This window comes from Streptomyces sp. WY228, assembly GCF_019287315.1.
GTDB classification, from domain to species: Bacteria; Actinomycetota; Actinomycetes; order Streptomycetales; family Streptomycetaceae; genus Streptomyces; species Streptomyces caviscabies.
The window spans coordinates 6,569,077-6,585,295 of sequence record NZ_CP079114.1 but is presented as its reverse complement, the minus strand read 5'-3'; the positions used below and the strand labels follow the sequence as shown (position 1 = coordinate 6,585,295).

Sequence of the window (16,219 nt, the reverse complement as noted above, 5' to 3'; positions counted from 1 at the left end):
AGGGGGGACAGGCGGCTCGCCATCAGGCAGGCCCGTATCTGTTACTGGAGGTAACGTAGCCAGGAGAGGGGCAGTTGAACAGGGCCCATCGGGGTTCCTCGGCCGCTCGGGCGGCGAGGGCCGCACCGGCCTGGAGAACGCCCTCACGGCACTGCGCGAACACTGAGCCGGTGGACCTCGGCAAGCGGTGGCGAACGAGCCGGGGGCGCTGACGCCGTTACTGAGCAGCGCCCCCGATCCGGTCAGCACACCGCTGTTGCCGTGGTCACCGCCGCAGCAGCGGCCCGTCCAGCCCACTCGTCGCGCAGGCGTCCAGCAGCGCTCGAAGGCGTCTTCCCACCGTTCTCCTCATGCGCGGCAGGACGGGCCGGCCGCTCATCGTCGTGCTGCCGTCCCGCAGACCTTGCCGTTCAGCCTGAAGACCTGTGGGTCGTGCACGAGGCCGGCGGGCCGGCCGTTGAAGCCGAACCGCACGGTGCCGCCGGGCGCGACCGTGGCGTTCCAGCTCAACGCCTCGGCGGCGACCCGGGGGCCGGTCTGCGCGATGCCCGCGCCCCAGGTGTCGGTCACCCGCTGCTGGTCGGCGAACGTCCAGTCGAGCCGCCAGGGCTGCACGGGGCGGTCGCCGGTGTTCTTCAGAGCGATGTGGGTGGTGAAGCCGTCGCTCCAGCGCTGCGAGGTGTAGGTCACCTCGCACTGCGTCCTCACGGGCTCGCCGCCGCCCAGATCGTCCACATAGGACGCGACATAGGCGAGCGGGGCGTTCCAGTTGATGGTGATCTCGTTCGTGGCCCAGGACTCGATGTCGTCGATGTAGCACATCGCCGGAGCGCAGCCCTTCAGCTTGGCCTGCGCGACCGGGTCCTCGATGGATGCGTTCGGGCCGCCGGCCAGGGACCCCGGTGCGGGGTTCGGCAGTGCGGGGTCGAGCTGGTTGGCCCAGAACCGGTGGTGCTGGTTGCGCGAGTCCCGCTCGCCGTACCCGGTGACATAGGACTGGTTCAGCGCGTTGCGGCCCAGGAGATAGTCGAGCCCGCGCAGTACGGCATCCCGGTAGACGGTCCTGCCGGTCAGATCGTGCGCGAAGCCCAGGACGACCATGTTGTTGGCGACCTGACTGTTCGAGCCCCATACGTAGTGCCCGTCGTCGGGGGCGTACGGAAGGCCGTACGCGGCCCGGGCCGAATCGGCCGCGTACCCGTCGGCGGCCTCGGTCACCATGCCTCGCACCGTGGCGAGCTGATCGGCGGACAGCCCGCCCGGTACACGCGCGAGGTTCAGGGCTCCGAGCCCGGCGACCGAACCCCAGGACATGCCGCCGCGCGGGAAGACCGCGTCGGTGTCACCGTGCAACGGGGAGCGGAGGACTTCCTGGCGGTAGCTGTCCTCGCCCGTGGTGAGGAAGAGTTCCGCCGCGGCCCAGTAGAACTCGTCCCGTACGTCGTCGTCGTTGTAGGCGCCGCCGCCCGTGGCGTCCTGCGGATCGGCGAGGATGTCCGGATGGGCCTTGGCCGCCGTCCACGCGGAACGCGCGGCCGCCCCGCACCGAGTGGCGAAGTCCGCGTCGTAGGCCCGGAAGAGGCGGGCGCACTGGGCGGCGGCGGCCGCCAGGTTGAGGGTGGCCGCCGTGGTCGGCGGATGCAGTTCCCGGGGCTGGGGGTCACGGTCCGGCCGGAGCGGCAGCCCGGTCCACGCCTGGTCGTGCAGCTTGTGGTGGGCCATACCGGCGAGCGGCTCCCCTGCGGGCACCTGCATCCGCATGAGGAACTCCAGCTCCCAGCGCGCCTCGTCGAGGATGTCGGGAGTGGCGTTCCCGTGCTCGGGCAGCCGGAGCTCGCCGTCGCCGAGCGGCCCTGCGTCGGCTGTCTCCTCGTACAGGGTCCGCTCGAACACGGCCATCAACTGGGCGACCGATATACCGCCGTTGACCACGTACTTGCCGTGGTCACCGGCGTCGTACCAGCCGCCTCGCGCATCGAGACGGTAGTCGCACTCGCCCGGCCGGCAGGGTACGTCGCTGTCGCCCTGGTTGGGGCTCACGCCCAGATGACCGGCCGGCCGCGCGTACCGCTCGCCCACGATGTCCGCGTCGATCTCGATGCCGCTGCGGTTGTGGTAGAAGTACGCGAGCGCGTCGGTGCGCAGCGTCGCGTACAGGTCGTCGCCGATGGCGAACGGCTCGCTCCTCTCCCCGTCGACGGTGACGGTGTATCCCTCTCCCACGGCCGTCACCGCACTGAAGTCGAACGTGTGGACGTTCCTCCGGGATGCGGTGTCCACGCCCGCCGGAGCGGTGGTGCCGTCGGCCACACGCGTCCCGGCGGCCGAATGGAGCGTCCAGGACAGCGGGTCGGTCCGTTCGGTGACGACGGTTCCCGCCTTGGGCCCGTGGGTGAGGTATCCGACCTGGTTGACGCGGACCGGGGATCCGGTGTCCGGTTCGTACGGCGGCTGCGCGGTCCCACCGCGCAGCGATACGTCGTCGACGCAGAAGGTGAAGGCTTCGGCGCTGCCCCCGATCTGGAAGGCGAGCTGCGCCGCGTCGTGGTCGGCCCCGGCCGTGAAGGTCTCCGTGACACGTTCGACGGCCGTCCCGACCTGTTGTGCGGTGGCGAGTTCCGTGGTCCACGGTTCGTTCGCCATCTGCACGTTGGTGTGGATGGTGACCGGCACGGTCGACGTCGCCGAGTAGCTCAGGGTGTAGCTTTCGCCGGCGGCGAGGGCGAGGGCGTTCTGCCCGACGATGGCGTCCCACGCGTTGGCCGTGCCCGCGGGGACGTCGGCGCAGAGCCGTCCGTCCGAGACGGCGATGGGGCTGTTGGCCGTCGACCACCACGGGGCGGTGCCCGCGGAGAAGTCCCCGTTGACGATGAGCTCGGGGGCCTCGTCGAGAGGCTGGGCCGCGCCGACGGGTACGGCGAGGGTGCCGGCGGCCAGCAGCCCGGCAGTTGCCGCGACGCCCGCTAACACGCCGAGGCGCCTGGATCGGTACGGACGGCGGGACGTACGGGCCCGGTGGGGAACGAGCTGGTCGTATCGCGGCACACTGAAGTCCTTACGAGGTGGGGACGGACAGAAGTGGGAGCGCTCCCAACTTCAAGGCCGAGGCACGTTCCGTCAAGCCGTTGGACAGGATTCGTCGCCTCCGGGCGCCGCCCGACGAGCCGCCCGCGCGTCCGTCGATCCGCTCGGCACAACTCCGGCAAGGGGCCTCCGACGGGTTGTCAGGAGCACGGCAACGCTTCTACAGTCCATGAGGATGGCTGGTGGGAGCGCTCCCAACTGTGAATGGCCGGGCGCCTCCGATTCCGTGATCGCCCCATCCGGTCCCCCTCCTGGAGAGGCCCCGCATGCGAGCTTCAGCACACTCCCCCAGGACCACGCGCAGCCCGCCCGTCACGCTCGCCGGCCGGTCCGCCCATGGACCCCCGCACGACGACGGCCGCAAGAGAGAAGCGCAACCGGAAGAACGCACCCACTCAGGCACAGGAGACCTCATGGCCCGACGCAAAAAGCTGTTCGCCTTCATGGCGGCGGTGCTCGCGACACTGCTCGGTGGAATCGGCCTGACATTAATGGGCCAGAGCAGCGCGCAAGCACACGGCGTCACGATGACGCCGGGATCGCGTACCTACCTCTGCATGCTGGACGCCAAGACCGCCACCGGCGCTCTGGACCCGACGAACCCGGCATGCAGGGCCGCGCTCGACGAGAGCGGCGCGAACGCGCTGTACAACTGGTTCGCCGTACTCGACTCCAACGCGGGCGGGCGAGGCGCCGGTTACGTACCGGACGGAAAGCTGTGCAGTGCCGGCGACCGGTCGCCGTACGACTTCGCGGGCTACAACGCCCCACGCTCCGACTGGCCACGGACGCACCTGACGTCCGGAAGCACGATCCAGATCAAGCACAGCAACTGGGCGGCGCATCCGGGCTCGTTCCGGGTGTACCTGTCCAAGCCCGGCTACTCGCCCAGCACCGAGCTGGGCTGGGACGACCTGGAACTGATCGAGACGGTCTCCGACCCGCCGCAGTCGGGCGGGCCCGGCACCGACGACGGTCACTACTACTGGGACCTGGACCTGCCCTCGGGCCGCTCCGGTGACGCGGTCATGTTCATCCAGTGGGTGCGCTCGGACAGCCAGGAGAACTTCTTCTCCTGCTCCGACATCGTCTTCGACGGCGGCAACGGCGAGGTGACCGGCATCCGCGGCTCGGGCGGCACCCCGAATCCGACGCCCACTCCGACCCCGACTCCGACACCCACCGACCCGCACACCGGGTGCATGGCCCTCTACAGCGTGACCAGCTCCTGGAGCGGCGGGTTCCAGGGGTCCGTCGAAGTCATGAACCATGGCACGGCCGCACGTGAGGGCTGGGCCGTCCGGTGGAAGCCCGGCACGGGCACCGAGGTCAGCAGCGTGTGGAACGGTGCGCTGACCAGGGAGCCCGACGGCACGCTGACGGTGAGGAACGTCGACCACAACCGCACCATCGCACCGGAGGGCAGCGCCACCTTCGGGTTCACCGCGACATCGACCGGCAACAACTTCCCCGTCGGCTCGATCGGCTGCGTCGCTCCGTAGCCGCCGTCGCGTGCAGCGCCGGTTCCCGCATCGCGCGTGAACCGGCGCTGTCGTGCGCGACACCCCACCCGCACGTGAGCCGCGGAGCGCGGCCGGCCCGCGGGGCCGAGGCCATCTCCGACCAATCAGAGAACAGGCCGCAGTTCATCGAACTCCAGCGCGTCCCCTGGTTGGGCCGGCCCACCGGACGATCGATCCGCCGTTCACCACCGTCGGGCGGTCGACATGCCGTGGGCATCCTGGGCGAAAGTTTCGAGGATCCCCGAATTCTTCGACGGCACAAGCAAAGGACGTGCGGGCTCTCGATCAAGACTTTCCACTGATCCGTCCATGAACAGCACCTCCCCTTCGGGCCTGACAAGCGATAGCGCCGAGCGGACCTCTGCTGAATGCGTGAATGCAGTTCTCCCAGCCCAGGACGCATGCATGGGAGAGGAGAGCCAGGCACGCAGCGTCCGCACACTCACCCCGGTCGCGGCCCCACGACGCGCGCCAACGGCGGCACCGAGGCTGCATTCCCCCTCGCCAGGGGGACAGAAAGTTTCGAATCATCAACCGAAACTTCTTCTGCGAGAAGTATTGACGGCCCATCACCGATGCCTCAATCATCCCTGTCTGAGGAACTGACCGTGGTCCGAGACGCCGAACGTCGACCTCGGCCCTCTGTCCTGCACGACAGATCCGCGCCCCCCATCAGTCCCCACCTTGGAGGCACAGTCATGGGCTCCTACGCCCTTCCCGGACCCGGTGTCCGCCGGAAAACTCGCAGCCTGCTGTTAGCACTGGTCATCAGCGCCCTCGGTGCGTCCGCCGCGCTGGTCGCACCACCGGAAGCACACGCCGCCGAGAGCACGCTGGGCGCCGCGGCGGCGCAGAGCGGCCGCTACTTCGGCACCGCCATCGCCTCGGGCCGGCTGGGCGACTCGACGTACGCGTCGATCGCGAACCGTGAGTTCAGCATGGTGACGGCCGAGAACGAGATGAAGATCGACGCCACCGAACCGCAGCGGGGCCAGTTCAACTTCAGCTCCGCCGACCGCGTCTACAACTGGGCGGTGCAGAACGGCAAGGAGGTGCGCGGCCACACCCTGGCCTGGCACTCCCAGCAGCCCGGCTGGATGCAGAGCCTCAGCGGCAACGATCTGCGCCAGGCGATGATCGGTCACATCAACGGCGTGATGGCCCACTACAAGGGCAAGATCGTCCAGTGGGACGTCGTGAACGAGGCCTTCGCCGACGGAAGTTCGGGAGCCCGACGCGACTCCAACCTGCAGCGCAGCGGCAACGACTGGATCGAAGTCGCCTTCCGCACCGCGCGCGCCGCCGACCCGTCCGCCAAGCTCTGCTACAACGACTACAACGTCGAGAACTGGACCTGGGCCAAGACCCAGGCCATGTACTCCATGGTCCGGGACTTCAAGCAGCGTGGCGTGCCGATCGACTGCGTCGGCTTCCAGGCGCACTTCAACAGCGGCAGCCCCTACAACAGCAACTTCCGCACCACGCTGCAGAACTTCGCCGCCCTCGGAGTCGACGTCGCCGTCACCGAGCTGGACATCCAGGGCGCCTCGCCCACGACCTACGCCGACGTGACCCATGACTGCCTGGCCGTCGAGCGCTGCCTCGGCATCACCGTCTGGGGTGTGCGCGACAGCGACTCCTGGCGACCGGAGCACACGCCGCTGCTGTTCAACAACGACGGTAGCAAGAAGGCCGCCTACTCGGCCGTCCTCAACGCACTCAATGGCGGCGGCACAACGGAGCCCCCGGCGGGCTCCGGACAGATCAAGGGCGTCGCTTCGAACCGCTGCCTGGATGTACCCAACGGCAGCACTGCCGACGGCACCCAGCTCCAGCTGTGGGACTGCGGCAGCAGCGCCAACCAGCAGTGGGTGGCCACCGACTCGGGTGAGATCCGGGTCTACGGCGACAAATGCCTGGACGCCGCCGGCACGGGCAACGGCAGCAAGGTCCAGATCTACAGCTGCTGGGGCGGCGACAACCAGAAGTGGCGCGTCAACTCCGACGGATCCATCGTCGGCGTCCAGTCCGGCCTCTGCCTCGACGCCGTCGGGACCGGCACCGCCAACGGTACCCAGATCCAGCTCTACTCCTGCTCGAACGGCAGTAACCAGCGCTGGACCCTCACCTGACACGACCTGCCACAGACGAAGGGACGCTCCGATGACGGCCTGCGGTGCGGTTCTCCCGCCCTCCAGGAAGACATCGTTGACGGACCCGGGTCGCCGCAGTGAATCCGGGGCCCGTCGAGGCGGTGAGAGGTAGGACGCTCGGCCTACGCCCCGGGGACCCGGAAAGCGTCTTCGCCCCTGTCCAAGCCGGGCAGCGGCGAAGGCGCATCTGTGTCGCGATCGTGAGCGGGGTTCCGCCCTCTCCCAGGGCGCGGATTCAGCGCGTGGAGTATGGAATGAGGCGGGTGTTGCGGGGAAGAGCTACTGCTCGTCAGCGCGGCTTCTCGACGGGCTCCAGAATCGCCACGTACTCGACATGATGCGTCATCGGAAAGAGGTTAGCCTGGGCGAGTCACGGAAAAGACCAGGTCAGACGCCCTTTTCTCAGCTCGCCATCCTGGGTGGGGGACCTGGAGCGTCAAACGAGCGTCACTGCCGACAGTCAGTGACCAGACTGCCCGCCGGGGCCGGCTACAGGTGCAGTCCCACATAGTTCACGATGAACCGCTTCTCCTCGGAGTCGAGGGAGAAGTAGATGCGTCCCACCTCGTTGGGCGAGATGGTGTCCCGTACCTCGGTGGGCCTGCGCGAGAAACCTCGCCCCGTCCTGGTGCACGATGGTCACGACACCCAGCTACCGACCCACGGCGGCGGGCCCGAGCTCTCTGGGCGTCCTGTCCCGGCGCGGCCTGCATCGCCATCGCGACGCCGCAGGAGATGGGTGACCCCGTCCTGATGTGCTCGGACCGCCCTGACCGCCGAAGGTCGTCCGTCCGGCCCGGGCCATGACACACGCCGTCTTCTCGTAGCTGCGCAACGCTGTTGCCGGGAAGCCGCCCGAGGCGCCCCGGCCACGCCGGACTCCAGGACTACGTCGACCACTTCGCGGCCCGCCTGGGCGACCCGCACCGACGACGCGACGCTCCTCGCCCTGCGCCGGATCGGCACGTAGGGCTGGGGCAACGCGCGGGAAACAGGGTCCGACCGAGGATCTCAGCGGCGGCCTCGATGTACCGGCCGGAACACGGCCGTGCGGGGCGGCGTTGGCTACGAGTTCCGCGACGAGCAGCGCGGTGGTGCCGGATGCCTCGCTGCCGTGCGGCAGGCCCCATGTGTCGAGCTGGTGCAGCAAGAGCCGACGGGCAAGGTGCGCGCCACGCTGGGTGGAGGTGAACCGCTGGAGGAACTCAGCCGCGAAGGGTTGCGCATGGCCGGTGCGCGGCACAGGCGGCCACACCCGGCCGATTCACGTCCGGAGACGGCACCGTGGAGGACCTCGGACCGTGTCGAGGGGACACTCTCTGTGCTTCAGAGGTCTTGCAGGCGGCTGCGCGGAGGCTGGTTCGACGGCGTTGACAAGGCGTCCGCGGCTGCTTCTATGTTGACGTCGACCTGGACTCTGCGGAACTGTTCAAGGGTTTCGAGCTCCTGGTCCGTGAAGCCGCCTTCGCTCAGACGGATAGCCTCCGCTAGGAATTGAATGGTCAGCCCAATGCGAACGGCATCCTCCGCGGCGCCGCGGTGGAGCGATCGATAGGACGTGGCAGTAGCGCCCTGCCAGCCGGTCTCGATGCCGTCGACGATCTCGTCCATGCGCTTGAACTGCTTGCCGAGATACTCGTGCATGTCGTCCAGATCGTCCGCCAGTTTCTTCAACTGCGACGACGTATAGGCGAGTTTGGGCTCATCACCCATGTCGGTCCCCCACGTTTAAACCTGTGTTGCAAGCCGACCAACCCTAGCAACACGAACACGACTTCACAGGCATGGGGCGTCACGCACACACGCACCTCTATCACCCCTGCCGCCGAGGGGCCATGCTTCGAATTGGGCAGATACGTGACCCGATGCCCGCACAGACTCCCCTCAGGTGATGAGTAGCATCATTGGTGACTGCTTCTAGGGGGATCATCACCGTGCCGGACGAAGACCGCATCACCGTCAATTTTGCAACTTTGCAACAGCTTTCGGGTGACCTGGAGGGCATCCTCCGCGTCCTCAACGAGAAGCTGGACACGTTGTACGAGCGGAGCGCCAAAGCCGTGCTGAGCTGGGACGGTGAGGCACGCGAAGCGTTCATCGACGAGCTGGACAAGTGGAGTCACTCCGCCAGCGACCTCAAGGCAACCCAGGCTTGGCTCCACGAGGTGGTGGTGAAGGGGCACCTGAACTACGCCGCGGCCAACAGGTCCGTACTCGAAGGCTGGGGAGGCGGTGCCTGATGGCCGGCCCTTCCTCACCCGCCCAGCCGCCGGGTGGTAGCGGCACCATCGACGTCAAGCCGAGCGACCTCTGGTCGGTCTCCGGTCGGGTCGCCGCACAGCAGGACTTCCTGGTACGGGGTGCCAAAACGCTTCTCGAGGAGCTGGGCAAGTACCCCGACGCAGGCGGTGCCGGCACCGAGGCCGAGAAGTTCGCCCAGGCGTACAAGAAGATCGGCAATCGCTGGCTGGAGGTCTGGGGCCGGTCCGTGCTCAGCGTCGGCGGTGTCGCAGTCGGGTTCACCGAGACAGCCAACGCCTACACCAAGGCCGACGTCGCGGCCCACCCCAAGCCCGGCAAGACGGCCGAGCAGCGCCCCAGGCCCACGGTGATCGACAAAGCCCCGAACTTCGGCTCCATCCCCGACATCAAGTGGGGCGACGACGACGGCGGCGACGACATCCTGCGGGGCTTGATGGAGGGCATGCCCGAAATCGTCCGGGATCTTCTCCATCCCTTGTGCAAGCACGTCTTCCGGGTCGGCAGGGTGGCTGACGTTTACCCCTATCCGGAACAGCACTATCTCAACTCCCTCTGCCACAGCTGGATGAGAGTGTCCGTCACTGCCTCGCTGGGGGCGGACCAGCTCACCCAGGCTGTCGGTGCTATCACCAACCACCAGCAGGCCGAGTGGGAGGCCGCGATGCGGACCTTCTGCAGCGCCCTGTGGGGAGGAACGGCCTGGGGGCAGCGACAGCACGGCTACCAGTGGGCGCAGACCGCCAACTCCGGTCCGGGCACGCCACGCGTCCCCACGGGCAGTCAGCCCGTCCTGGCCGTACTGAAGGACACGGCCGATGACATCGCCACCATCCTGCGCGAGTACGCGGAAGCCGCCGTCGACCTGAACCGCGACGTCAAGGACGAGCTCGACCGCGCCATGTGGAAAGCCGCCAAGGACATCATCGAGGACCTGGCCAAGCCCAAAGACCTAAAGAGCGCGCTCGGCGCCGCCACATCTCTCCTCGGCAGCGGCGCCGGCCTGCTCCTGTCGTTCGACGTCAAGACGGTACTGAACCTCGACACCGGCAAGCTGAACGGGATCGTCGCCAAATACACCGGCATTCTGGACGGCCTGACCACCCGCATGAGGGCGCTGGAAGGGCCGCTGGACGAGGCGTACCGCAGCGCCCCCAAGTTCGAGGCCGGCGTCGCCCGTGCGCACGGCTTCGGTACCCGGGCCCTGGAGGAATTCAAGGACTCGAAGGTCTGGCTGAAGGTTGATTCGAACGGCAACTACGATTTGAATCTCGCCGCTAACGAATACATGGCGAATGGTCATACTTTGGACAAGCATGTCGGCAAGACGGACGAGCAGTTGGCGCAGCGCCTGCGTGACCAGCAGTCGGGTGGCCCGACAGCGGCCTGGCCCCATGGCAAGCCGATGCCCAGCGGCTCCTCCGCCTTCCCGAGCTACCAGCGCGCCGAGGAATTGACCGAGCGCAATCTCAACAAGAACAAGGCCGCCATCGAGGCATGGATCAAGGGGCCTCCGCCGGCCTCCGACGGCGACGTCAAGTCGTTCTACGACACGGTGCCCAGCGGTGAGAGCAGTGGCCGTAGCGTGAGTAAGCAGCCGGTGGACCCCAACGACCCGCTGTCCGGGTACAAGCAGGGCGGTCTGAATGCCAAGGCGTACGACGTGAGCGGTGTCGACACGCGTATCCGCTACGACAGCAGCCGCAACCCTCCATTCACTGTCATGACGTCGATGCCCTCCAAGTCCTAGCGAAAGCCGAGAAAGGCCAGCACTACATGTCCGTCGACCAGACCCCCTGGGAAGCCGCGGTACGCCACTTGTACGAGGACGCGTACCCGTACGACGCCACGGGCCCGCGTCGCCACGCGAACTGGGTCCTCGACGTCCTCGCTCTGATGGCACGGGCCCCGGACCCCCGCGGCTGGACCGGTCTTGATGACGCGGCTCAGGACCCGGAGCGCGAGGCGTCCCCCACCTACCCCTTCGTCGCCCACCCGCCGGAGTACATCGCGAGCCGCCTCCAGGAGATCGATCGGGGCAGCGCCGAGAACCTGCTCCTCGCCCTTACCGACGACGGCTGCACCCTGTCCAACCTGAGTCGCTTCGCCGAGAGCGAGACGGAGCTTCGGGCGATGGCGCGCACGATCCTCACGCGCTATGGGGACTCCGCCAGTTTCCACACCAACGTCAACAAGCCCGGTCACGTGAGCGGCACGCTCGACTTCACATCGTCGGGCTGGGCGTACAGCCCGCTGAGCGTGTACTCGGAGGACTACGGCCTGATCGTCGTCTCGGACACCGAGGTGGGCATGTTCTGGAACTTCGCCGACTACTGAACCGCCTGCCACCCGTGGGAGCTCGGCTCCTGGCGAGGTAATTTGAGAGGATGCCCCGTGCTGACCCGATCCGCCTCCTATCCCGACCGGGAGACCGCCCAGTGGGCCACCCAGCAGGTGGTGACCGCCAACGAACAGGCCGTCCACCGCTGGCTCGCCCAGAACACCCGGGTCCGCCTCACCATCGAGGCAGCCTGGCCGTCCCGTGAGGAGCCCGTGGGCCGGGTCCAGCTGGAGGGCGACCTGCTGGCCGGGCGCGGCCCCGTCGATGTGCACGCGGCGCGCGTGGTGCTGCGCCGCGAAGCGACGAGTCCGCTCGGCTTCGTCGTCCACACGACCGTCCCGTTCTACCTGTAGGGGTCACACGCACATGTCCATGAAGCCCCTCGAACACGACCGGCGGTACGGCGAGCTGGACCAGGTGATGCGCGCGTATCTGGGTCAGCCGGCCGACGACACCCCGGAGCGACGCAGTCGCGCCCTGGACGCATATCTCCGCCATACCTGGCATACCCGCCCCTCGGCCATCGCAGAGGCGGAGCGACAGCTGCGCGAGTACAGCCGCAATCCTCCAGGCCGCCTCCGGCAGGAGCTGGGCGAGTTCTACTCAATCCCGGACACCGGAAAGCCCCAGTCGGACATCGGTGACTGGCTAACAGTGCTGGCCGACCACCTGAAGAGGAGCATCGAGGAGGGCGACGTCCCGGAGCCATCGTCCCCGCAGACGCGCTGGGAGTGGCACGCCCGCTTTCCGGAGACCGCGCAACTGCTGGGGGGCTGGTTCTCGCAGGACATCGTTGACGAGTTTCGCGGCCACGACGCCGCAGTCGCCGACTACGCCGACACCACAAACCCGCAGTTGGTCGCCCGCCTCGTGGGTGAACTGCACGAGTTGCTCGCCCTCCCCCTAGACGAGGGGGACTACGCCCTGGCTGCCGCCGAACTCGGCATGGAGGTCGGCCCACCGGACCCGTTCTCCTACGGCGCCTGGTTCCAGTCGCTGGCGGCGACGCTCTCCGGTGTCCGAGTCGGCTGAGCGGTCGCGGAACGGGCTCTCCACAGCTGCAGGATGGCACGAACATGGACAGCACCTCAGGGCCGAGCCCTCGCGAGACACAACCTGAAGGTCCGTCCGGCCGGTGACCGCAGTCCTTTGAGAACATCGCCAGGGCCTCAACAGAGCAACCCGGAGGAGACGCAGGCGATCCGCAGTCCGAAGGCGGATGTATCTCAGCGCCCTGGCCGCACCGACCGGGACCAGGACGGCTACACCGACCTGGCCACCTGGGCGGCCAAATGGCTTGCGGCGGCCAAGAAACCTCTCCGCCATGATGACGCGACGCCCCGTACTGCGCCGTGGTTTCGAGGCTCACCTGACGCACCATGAGAGCGAGCGTCAGATGAGCGTCGAGCCCGTCGTGCACCATTCCCAACGAAGACCGCCGCAGACTGCCTGCCCCTGCACTTTTGGGTGAAACCGCAGGTCAGAGCAGTGTGCTGGGACTGCTGCGCGCTCCACGTCGCGTCCGGTGGAAAACATGTCGAGCGCATCGCCGTGCCTGAGAACCCCGGGAAAACGGCAGGTCAGAGCCCCTTTGCCGCAGGCTCCAGAATCGCTACGCACTCAACATGCGAAGTCATCGGAAACAGATCGAACGCCCGCAGCGTCCGCACCCTGTATCCCCCGTCCCGGAAGTACGCCAGGTCCCGCGCCAGAGCCGCCGGGTCGCAGGCCACGTAGGCGATCTTGCGGGCGCCCAGGGCCGACAGGTGCTTGACGACCTGCTTGCCGGCGCCCGCGCGCGGCGGGTCCAGGACGATCAGGTCGCATTCCGTGATGCCCGTGCGGGGCAGGACCTGGTCGACCTTGCCGTGTTCGATGCGGACCCGGTCGAGGTCCTTCAGGTTGTGGCGGGCGTCCTCGACCGCTCGTTTGCCGGACTCGATGCCGAGGACCGCGCCCTTCTCGCCGATGCGCTGGCCGATGGCGCCGGCGAACAGGCCGACGCCGCAGTAGAGGTCGAGGGCGGTGTCGTTCTTGCGGGGCAGCAGGCCCTGCATGACCGCACGGACCAGGGTGTTGGCCGCCTGCGGGTGGACCTGCCAGAAGCCGCCGGAGCCGACGCGGTAGGTGCGGTCGTCGGCGCGTTCGCGGACGAAGGCCGCCGACGCGGTGGACCGGCGTCCAGCGTCGACCGGAGTACCGACCGGCTTTCAGCTCGACCGGGCGGTCGTGAGGGACCTGTCGCGGCGGTCTGATCTCGACGCCGTTCTCGACGCAGTTCGACGGAGGCGATCGCTGGCCCGCGGTCGGCGTCGATGGCGTACTGGACCCGGGTGCGCCAGGCCGGCACCTCGCCCGCGGGGAGCTTGTCGCCGTCGGCCGGCATGACCGTGCCGTCCCAGCCGGCCTCCTCGGGGGTCAGGCCCGCCAGCCGCTGGAGCTGCTCGGCGATGACCTCGCCCTTGAGGCGGCGCTGCGCGCCCGGCTTGGCGTGCTGCCAGTCGCAGCCGCCGCACATGCCGGGACCGGCGTACGGGCAAGGCGCCTCGACCCGGTCCTTGGACGGCTCGATGATCCGTACCGCGTCGGCCCGCAGGAAGCGGGAGTCCGTGTCGCCGTCGGTGACCTTGGCGATGATCTTCTCGCCGGGCAGCGTGTGGCGGACGAAGAGGACCTGGTTCTCGGCGGTACGGGCGATGCAGTGGCCGCCGTGTGCGACGGGCCCGACCTCGACCTCGTACTCCTCCCCGACCAGCGACGACGTGGGTTCGTTCTGCATGTGGGGAGGCTCCAGGGAGGAAGGGGGTAAACGGTCGGGCGTACTGCCGGACGACAGCCCACCAGTCTACGCGGGCGCGGTCAGGGTGCTTACCACGAGACACCCGTCACGCCCCTCACCCCTTACGGTGCGGCATCCTGCGGTGCGGCTCCTTGTGGCGTTCCACCGGGCCCCGGCGGACCGACCCCGGAGCGCTCCAGTCCGCGCGCCTGCGGGCCCGCTTCTTCGCGGCCTCGGAGGACTGGAGCTGGTACGGGACGGAGGTGACCATCACGCCGGGGGTGAACAGCAGGCGGCCCTTGAGGCGCAGGGCGCTCTGGTTGTGCAGCAGGTGCTCGTACCAGTGGCCGACCACGTACTCGGGGATGTACACGCTGATCACGTCGCGCGGGCTCTGGCGGCGCAGGCCCTTGACGTACTCGATGACCGGGCGGGTCACCTCGCGGTACGGGGAGTCGAGGATCTTGAGCGGGACGTTGATGCCGCGTCGTTCCCAGTCCTCGCGCAGCGCCTTCGTCTCGGCCGGGTCGACGCTGATGGAGAGCGCCTCCAGGTGGTCGGCACGGATCAGTTTCGCGTAGGCGAGCGCGCGCAGGGTGGGGCGGTGGAGCTTGGAGACCAGCACGATCGCGTGCACGCGGGAGGGGCGCAGGGTCTCGTCGGTGGGGGCCTCGTCGGCGGCGATCTCGGCGGCGACCCGGTCGTAGTGCTTCCGGATCGCGGTCATCGTGCCGTAGAAGATGACCATGCCGAGCAGGGCCACCCAGGCGCCATGAGTGAATTTGGTGGCCAGGACGATCACCAGGACCACACCGCAGAAGAAGGCGCCGAAGGCGTTGATGGCGCGGGAGCGGATCATGTGGCGGCGACGGGCCGGTTCCGTCTCGTCGACCAGCAGGCGGTTCCAGTGCCGCACCATGCCGGTCTGGCTGAGGGTGAAGGAGACGAACACCCCGACGATGTAGAGCTGGATCAGGTGCGTGGAGTCGGCTCCGTAGATCCAGACGAGCAGGATCGCGGCGCCCGCCAGCAGCACGATGCCGTTGGAGAACGCGAGACGGTCACCACGGAGCTCCGGAGGTCCAGCCGAGCAGCCGGTCAGGACCAGCGAGCCGAAGATCGGCGACCTGGGCGATGACCGGGTCCTGGGTGAAGCCGGCACCGACCGGGGAGCCGTCACGGATCAGGTCCACGGCCGGGTTCTCGGCCATCTTGACGTCGGTGGCCAGGGCCAGACCGATGATCCCGCAGAACATGGTGACGGCGAGCAGGCCCATCATGGCGAGCGTGGTCGCGGCGTTCTTGCTCTTGGGCTTGCGGAAGGCGGGCACTCCGTTGCTGATCGCCTCGACGCCGGTGAGGGCGGCGCAGCCGGAGGAGAAGGCGCGCAGAAGCAGAAAGACGAGCGCGAAACCGGCCAGTCCCTCGTGTTCGGGTTTGATCTCGAGGTCGGAGGTGGCGGCGTGCATCGTGTCGCCGAGGATCAGTCCGCGGAAAGCGCCCCAAAGGATCATGAGAAAGACGCCGGCCACGAAGAGATAGGTGGGGATGGCGAAGAGCTTCCCGGACTCCTTCACACCGCGCAGGTTCATCAGCGTGAGCAGAACGATGGCGCCGACCGCGCAGAGCGTCTTGTGCTCGATGACGAACGGGATCGCGGAGCCGAGGTTCTCGACGCCGGACGAGATCGACACGGCGACGGTGAGGACGTAGTCGACGAGCAGGGCGCTGGCGACGGTCAGTCCGGCCTTCGGCCCGAGGTTGGTGGTGGCGACCTCGTAGTCGCCGCCGCCGCTCGGGTAGGCGTGGACGTTCTGCCGGTAGGAGGCGACGACCGTGAACATGAGCACGACGACCGCGAGGGCGATCCAGGGGCTGAAGTGGTACGCCGACACCCCCGCGATGGACAGCACGAGGAGGACTTCTCCGGGTGCGTACGCCACCGAGGACAACGGGTCGGACGCGAAGACGGGGAGCGCGATGCGCTTGGGGAGAAGGGTCTCCCCGAGCTTGTCGCTGCGCAGCGCCCGGCCGATCAGGATCCGTTTGGGCACGTCGGTCAGTTTGGACACGCTGAGGA

General features: G+C 68.2%; 9 protein-coding genes and 2 pseudogenes. 7 read left to right on the top strand and 4 right to left on the bottom strand.

Annotation, left to right across the window (positions count from 1 at the left end; all coding sequences use genetic code 11):
- Positions 1-375 precede the first annotated feature (375 nt).
- Positions 376-2,970, bottom strand: coding sequence for a glycoside hydrolase family 9 protein (locus tag KV381_RS28840; RefSeq protein WP_218786682.1), 2,595 nt, complete (start codon positions 2,968-2,970; stop codon positions 376-378).
- A 527-nt stretch (positions 2,971-3,497) separates the two neighbouring features.
- Between KV381_RS28840 and KV381_RS28835 the strand changes: the two genes are divergently transcribed.
- Together KV381_RS28835 and KV381_RS28830 are read left to right on the top strand one after the other, a co-directional pair.
- Positions 3,498-4,586, top strand: coding sequence for a lytic polysaccharide monooxygenase (locus tag KV381_RS28835; RefSeq protein ID WP_218786681.1), 1,089 nt, complete (start codon positions 3,498-3,500; stop codon positions 4,584-4,586).
- Positions 4,587-5,305: 719 nt separating this feature from the next.
- Positions 5,306-6,739 (top strand): endo-1,4-beta-xylanase, encoded by a 1,434-nt coding sequence (locus KV381_RS28830; RefSeq protein ID WP_218786680.1) that lies wholly within the window; start codon positions 5,306-5,308, stop codon positions 6,737-6,739.
- Between the two features lie 1,347 nt (positions 6,740-8,086).
- Here the strand turns inward: KV381_RS28830 and KV381_RS28825 are convergent.
- Positions 8,087-8,473 (bottom strand): WXG100 family type VII secretion target, encoded by a 387-nt coding sequence (locus KV381_RS28825; protein ID WP_218786679.1) that lies wholly within the window; start codon positions 8,471-8,473, stop codon positions 8,087-8,089.
- Between the two features lie 221 nt (positions 8,474-8,694).
- Between KV381_RS28825 and KV381_RS28820 the strand changes: the two genes are divergently transcribed.
- The 5 genes from KV381_RS28820 to KV381_RS28800 are packed head-to-tail and all read left to right on the top strand — an operon-like array spanning position 8,695 to position 12,392.
- Positions 8,695-9,000 carry a WXG100 family type VII secretion target gene (locus KV381_RS28820; RefSeq protein ID WP_218786678.1) on the top strand — a complete coding sequence of 102 codons (306 nt, stop codon included), beginning with the start codon at positions 8,695-8,697 and terminating at the stop codon, positions 8,998-9,000.
- Positions 9,000-10,769: an RNase A-like domain-containing protein gene (locus tag KV381_RS28815; RefSeq protein ID WP_218786677.1), complete on the top strand. Its 1,770-nt coding sequence runs from the start codon at positions 9,000-9,002 to the stop codon at positions 10,767-10,769. Before KV381_RS28820 ends, KV381_RS28815 begins: the two co-directional genes overlap by 1 nt.
- A 26-nt stretch (positions 10,770-10,795) precedes the next feature.
- The gene (locus KV381_RS28810) at positions 10,796-11,356 is read left to right on the top strand and encodes a hypothetical protein (protein ID WP_218786676.1); all 561 of its coding nucleotides are present in this window, start codon (positions 10,796-10,798) and stop codon (positions 11,354-11,356) included.
- Between the two features lie 57 nt (positions 11,357-11,413).
- On the top strand, positions 11,414-11,713 hold the full coding sequence (locus KV381_RS28805) for an RNase A-like domain-containing protein (protein ID WP_030080002.1): 300 nt from the start codon (positions 11,414-11,416) through the stop codon (positions 11,711-11,713).
- A 13-nt stretch (positions 11,714-11,726) separates the two neighbouring features.
- Positions 11,727-12,392 carry a contact-dependent growth inhibition system immunity protein gene (locus tag KV381_RS28800; protein ID WP_218786675.1) on the top strand — a complete coding sequence of 222 codons (666 nt, stop codon included), beginning with the start codon at positions 11,727-11,729 and terminating at the stop codon, positions 12,390-12,392.
- Positions 12,393-12,940: 548 nt separating this feature from the next.
- Here KV381_RS28800 and KV381_RS28795 read toward each other — a convergent pair.
- Together KV381_RS28795 and KV381_RS28790 are read right to left on the bottom strand one after the other, a co-directional pair.
- Positions 12,941-14,139: pseudogene (locus tag KV381_RS28795) on the bottom strand (class I SAM-dependent RNA methyltransferase).
- 115 nt (positions 14,140-14,254) lie between these two features.
- Positions 14,255-16,211 (bottom strand): annotated as a pseudogene (locus KV381_RS28790) (APC family permease).
- Between the last annotated feature and the right edge of the window lie 8 nt (positions 16,212-16,219).

What these genes read in the sequence shown, in the direction of transcription:
- KV381_RS28835 (WP_218786681.1), top strand. Translation starts at nt 3,498, where the DNA reads ATGGCCCGACGCAAAAAGCTGTTCGCCTTCATGGCGGCGGTGCTCGCG.
- KV381_RS28810 (WP_218786676.1), top strand. Translation starts at nt 10,796, where the DNA reads ATGTCCGTCGACCAGACCCCCTGGGAAGCCGCGGTACGCCACTTGTAC.
- KV381_RS28825 (WP_218786679.1), bottom strand. Translation starts at nt 8,473, where the DNA reads ATGGGTGATGAGCCCAAACTCGCCTATACGTCGTCGCAGTTGAAGAAA.
- KV381_RS28815 (WP_218786677.1), top strand. Translation starts at nt 9,000, where the DNA reads ATGGCCGGCCCTTCCTCACCCGCCCAGCCGCCGGGTGGTAGCGGCACC.
- KV381_RS28830 (WP_218786680.1), top strand. Translation starts at nt 5,306, where the DNA reads ATGGGCTCCTACGCCCTTCCCGGACCCGGTGTCCGCCGGAAAACTCGC.
- KV381_RS28800 (WP_218786675.1), top strand. Translation starts at nt 11,727, where the DNA reads ATGTCCATGAAGCCCCTCGAACACGACCGGCGGTACGGCGAGCTGGAC.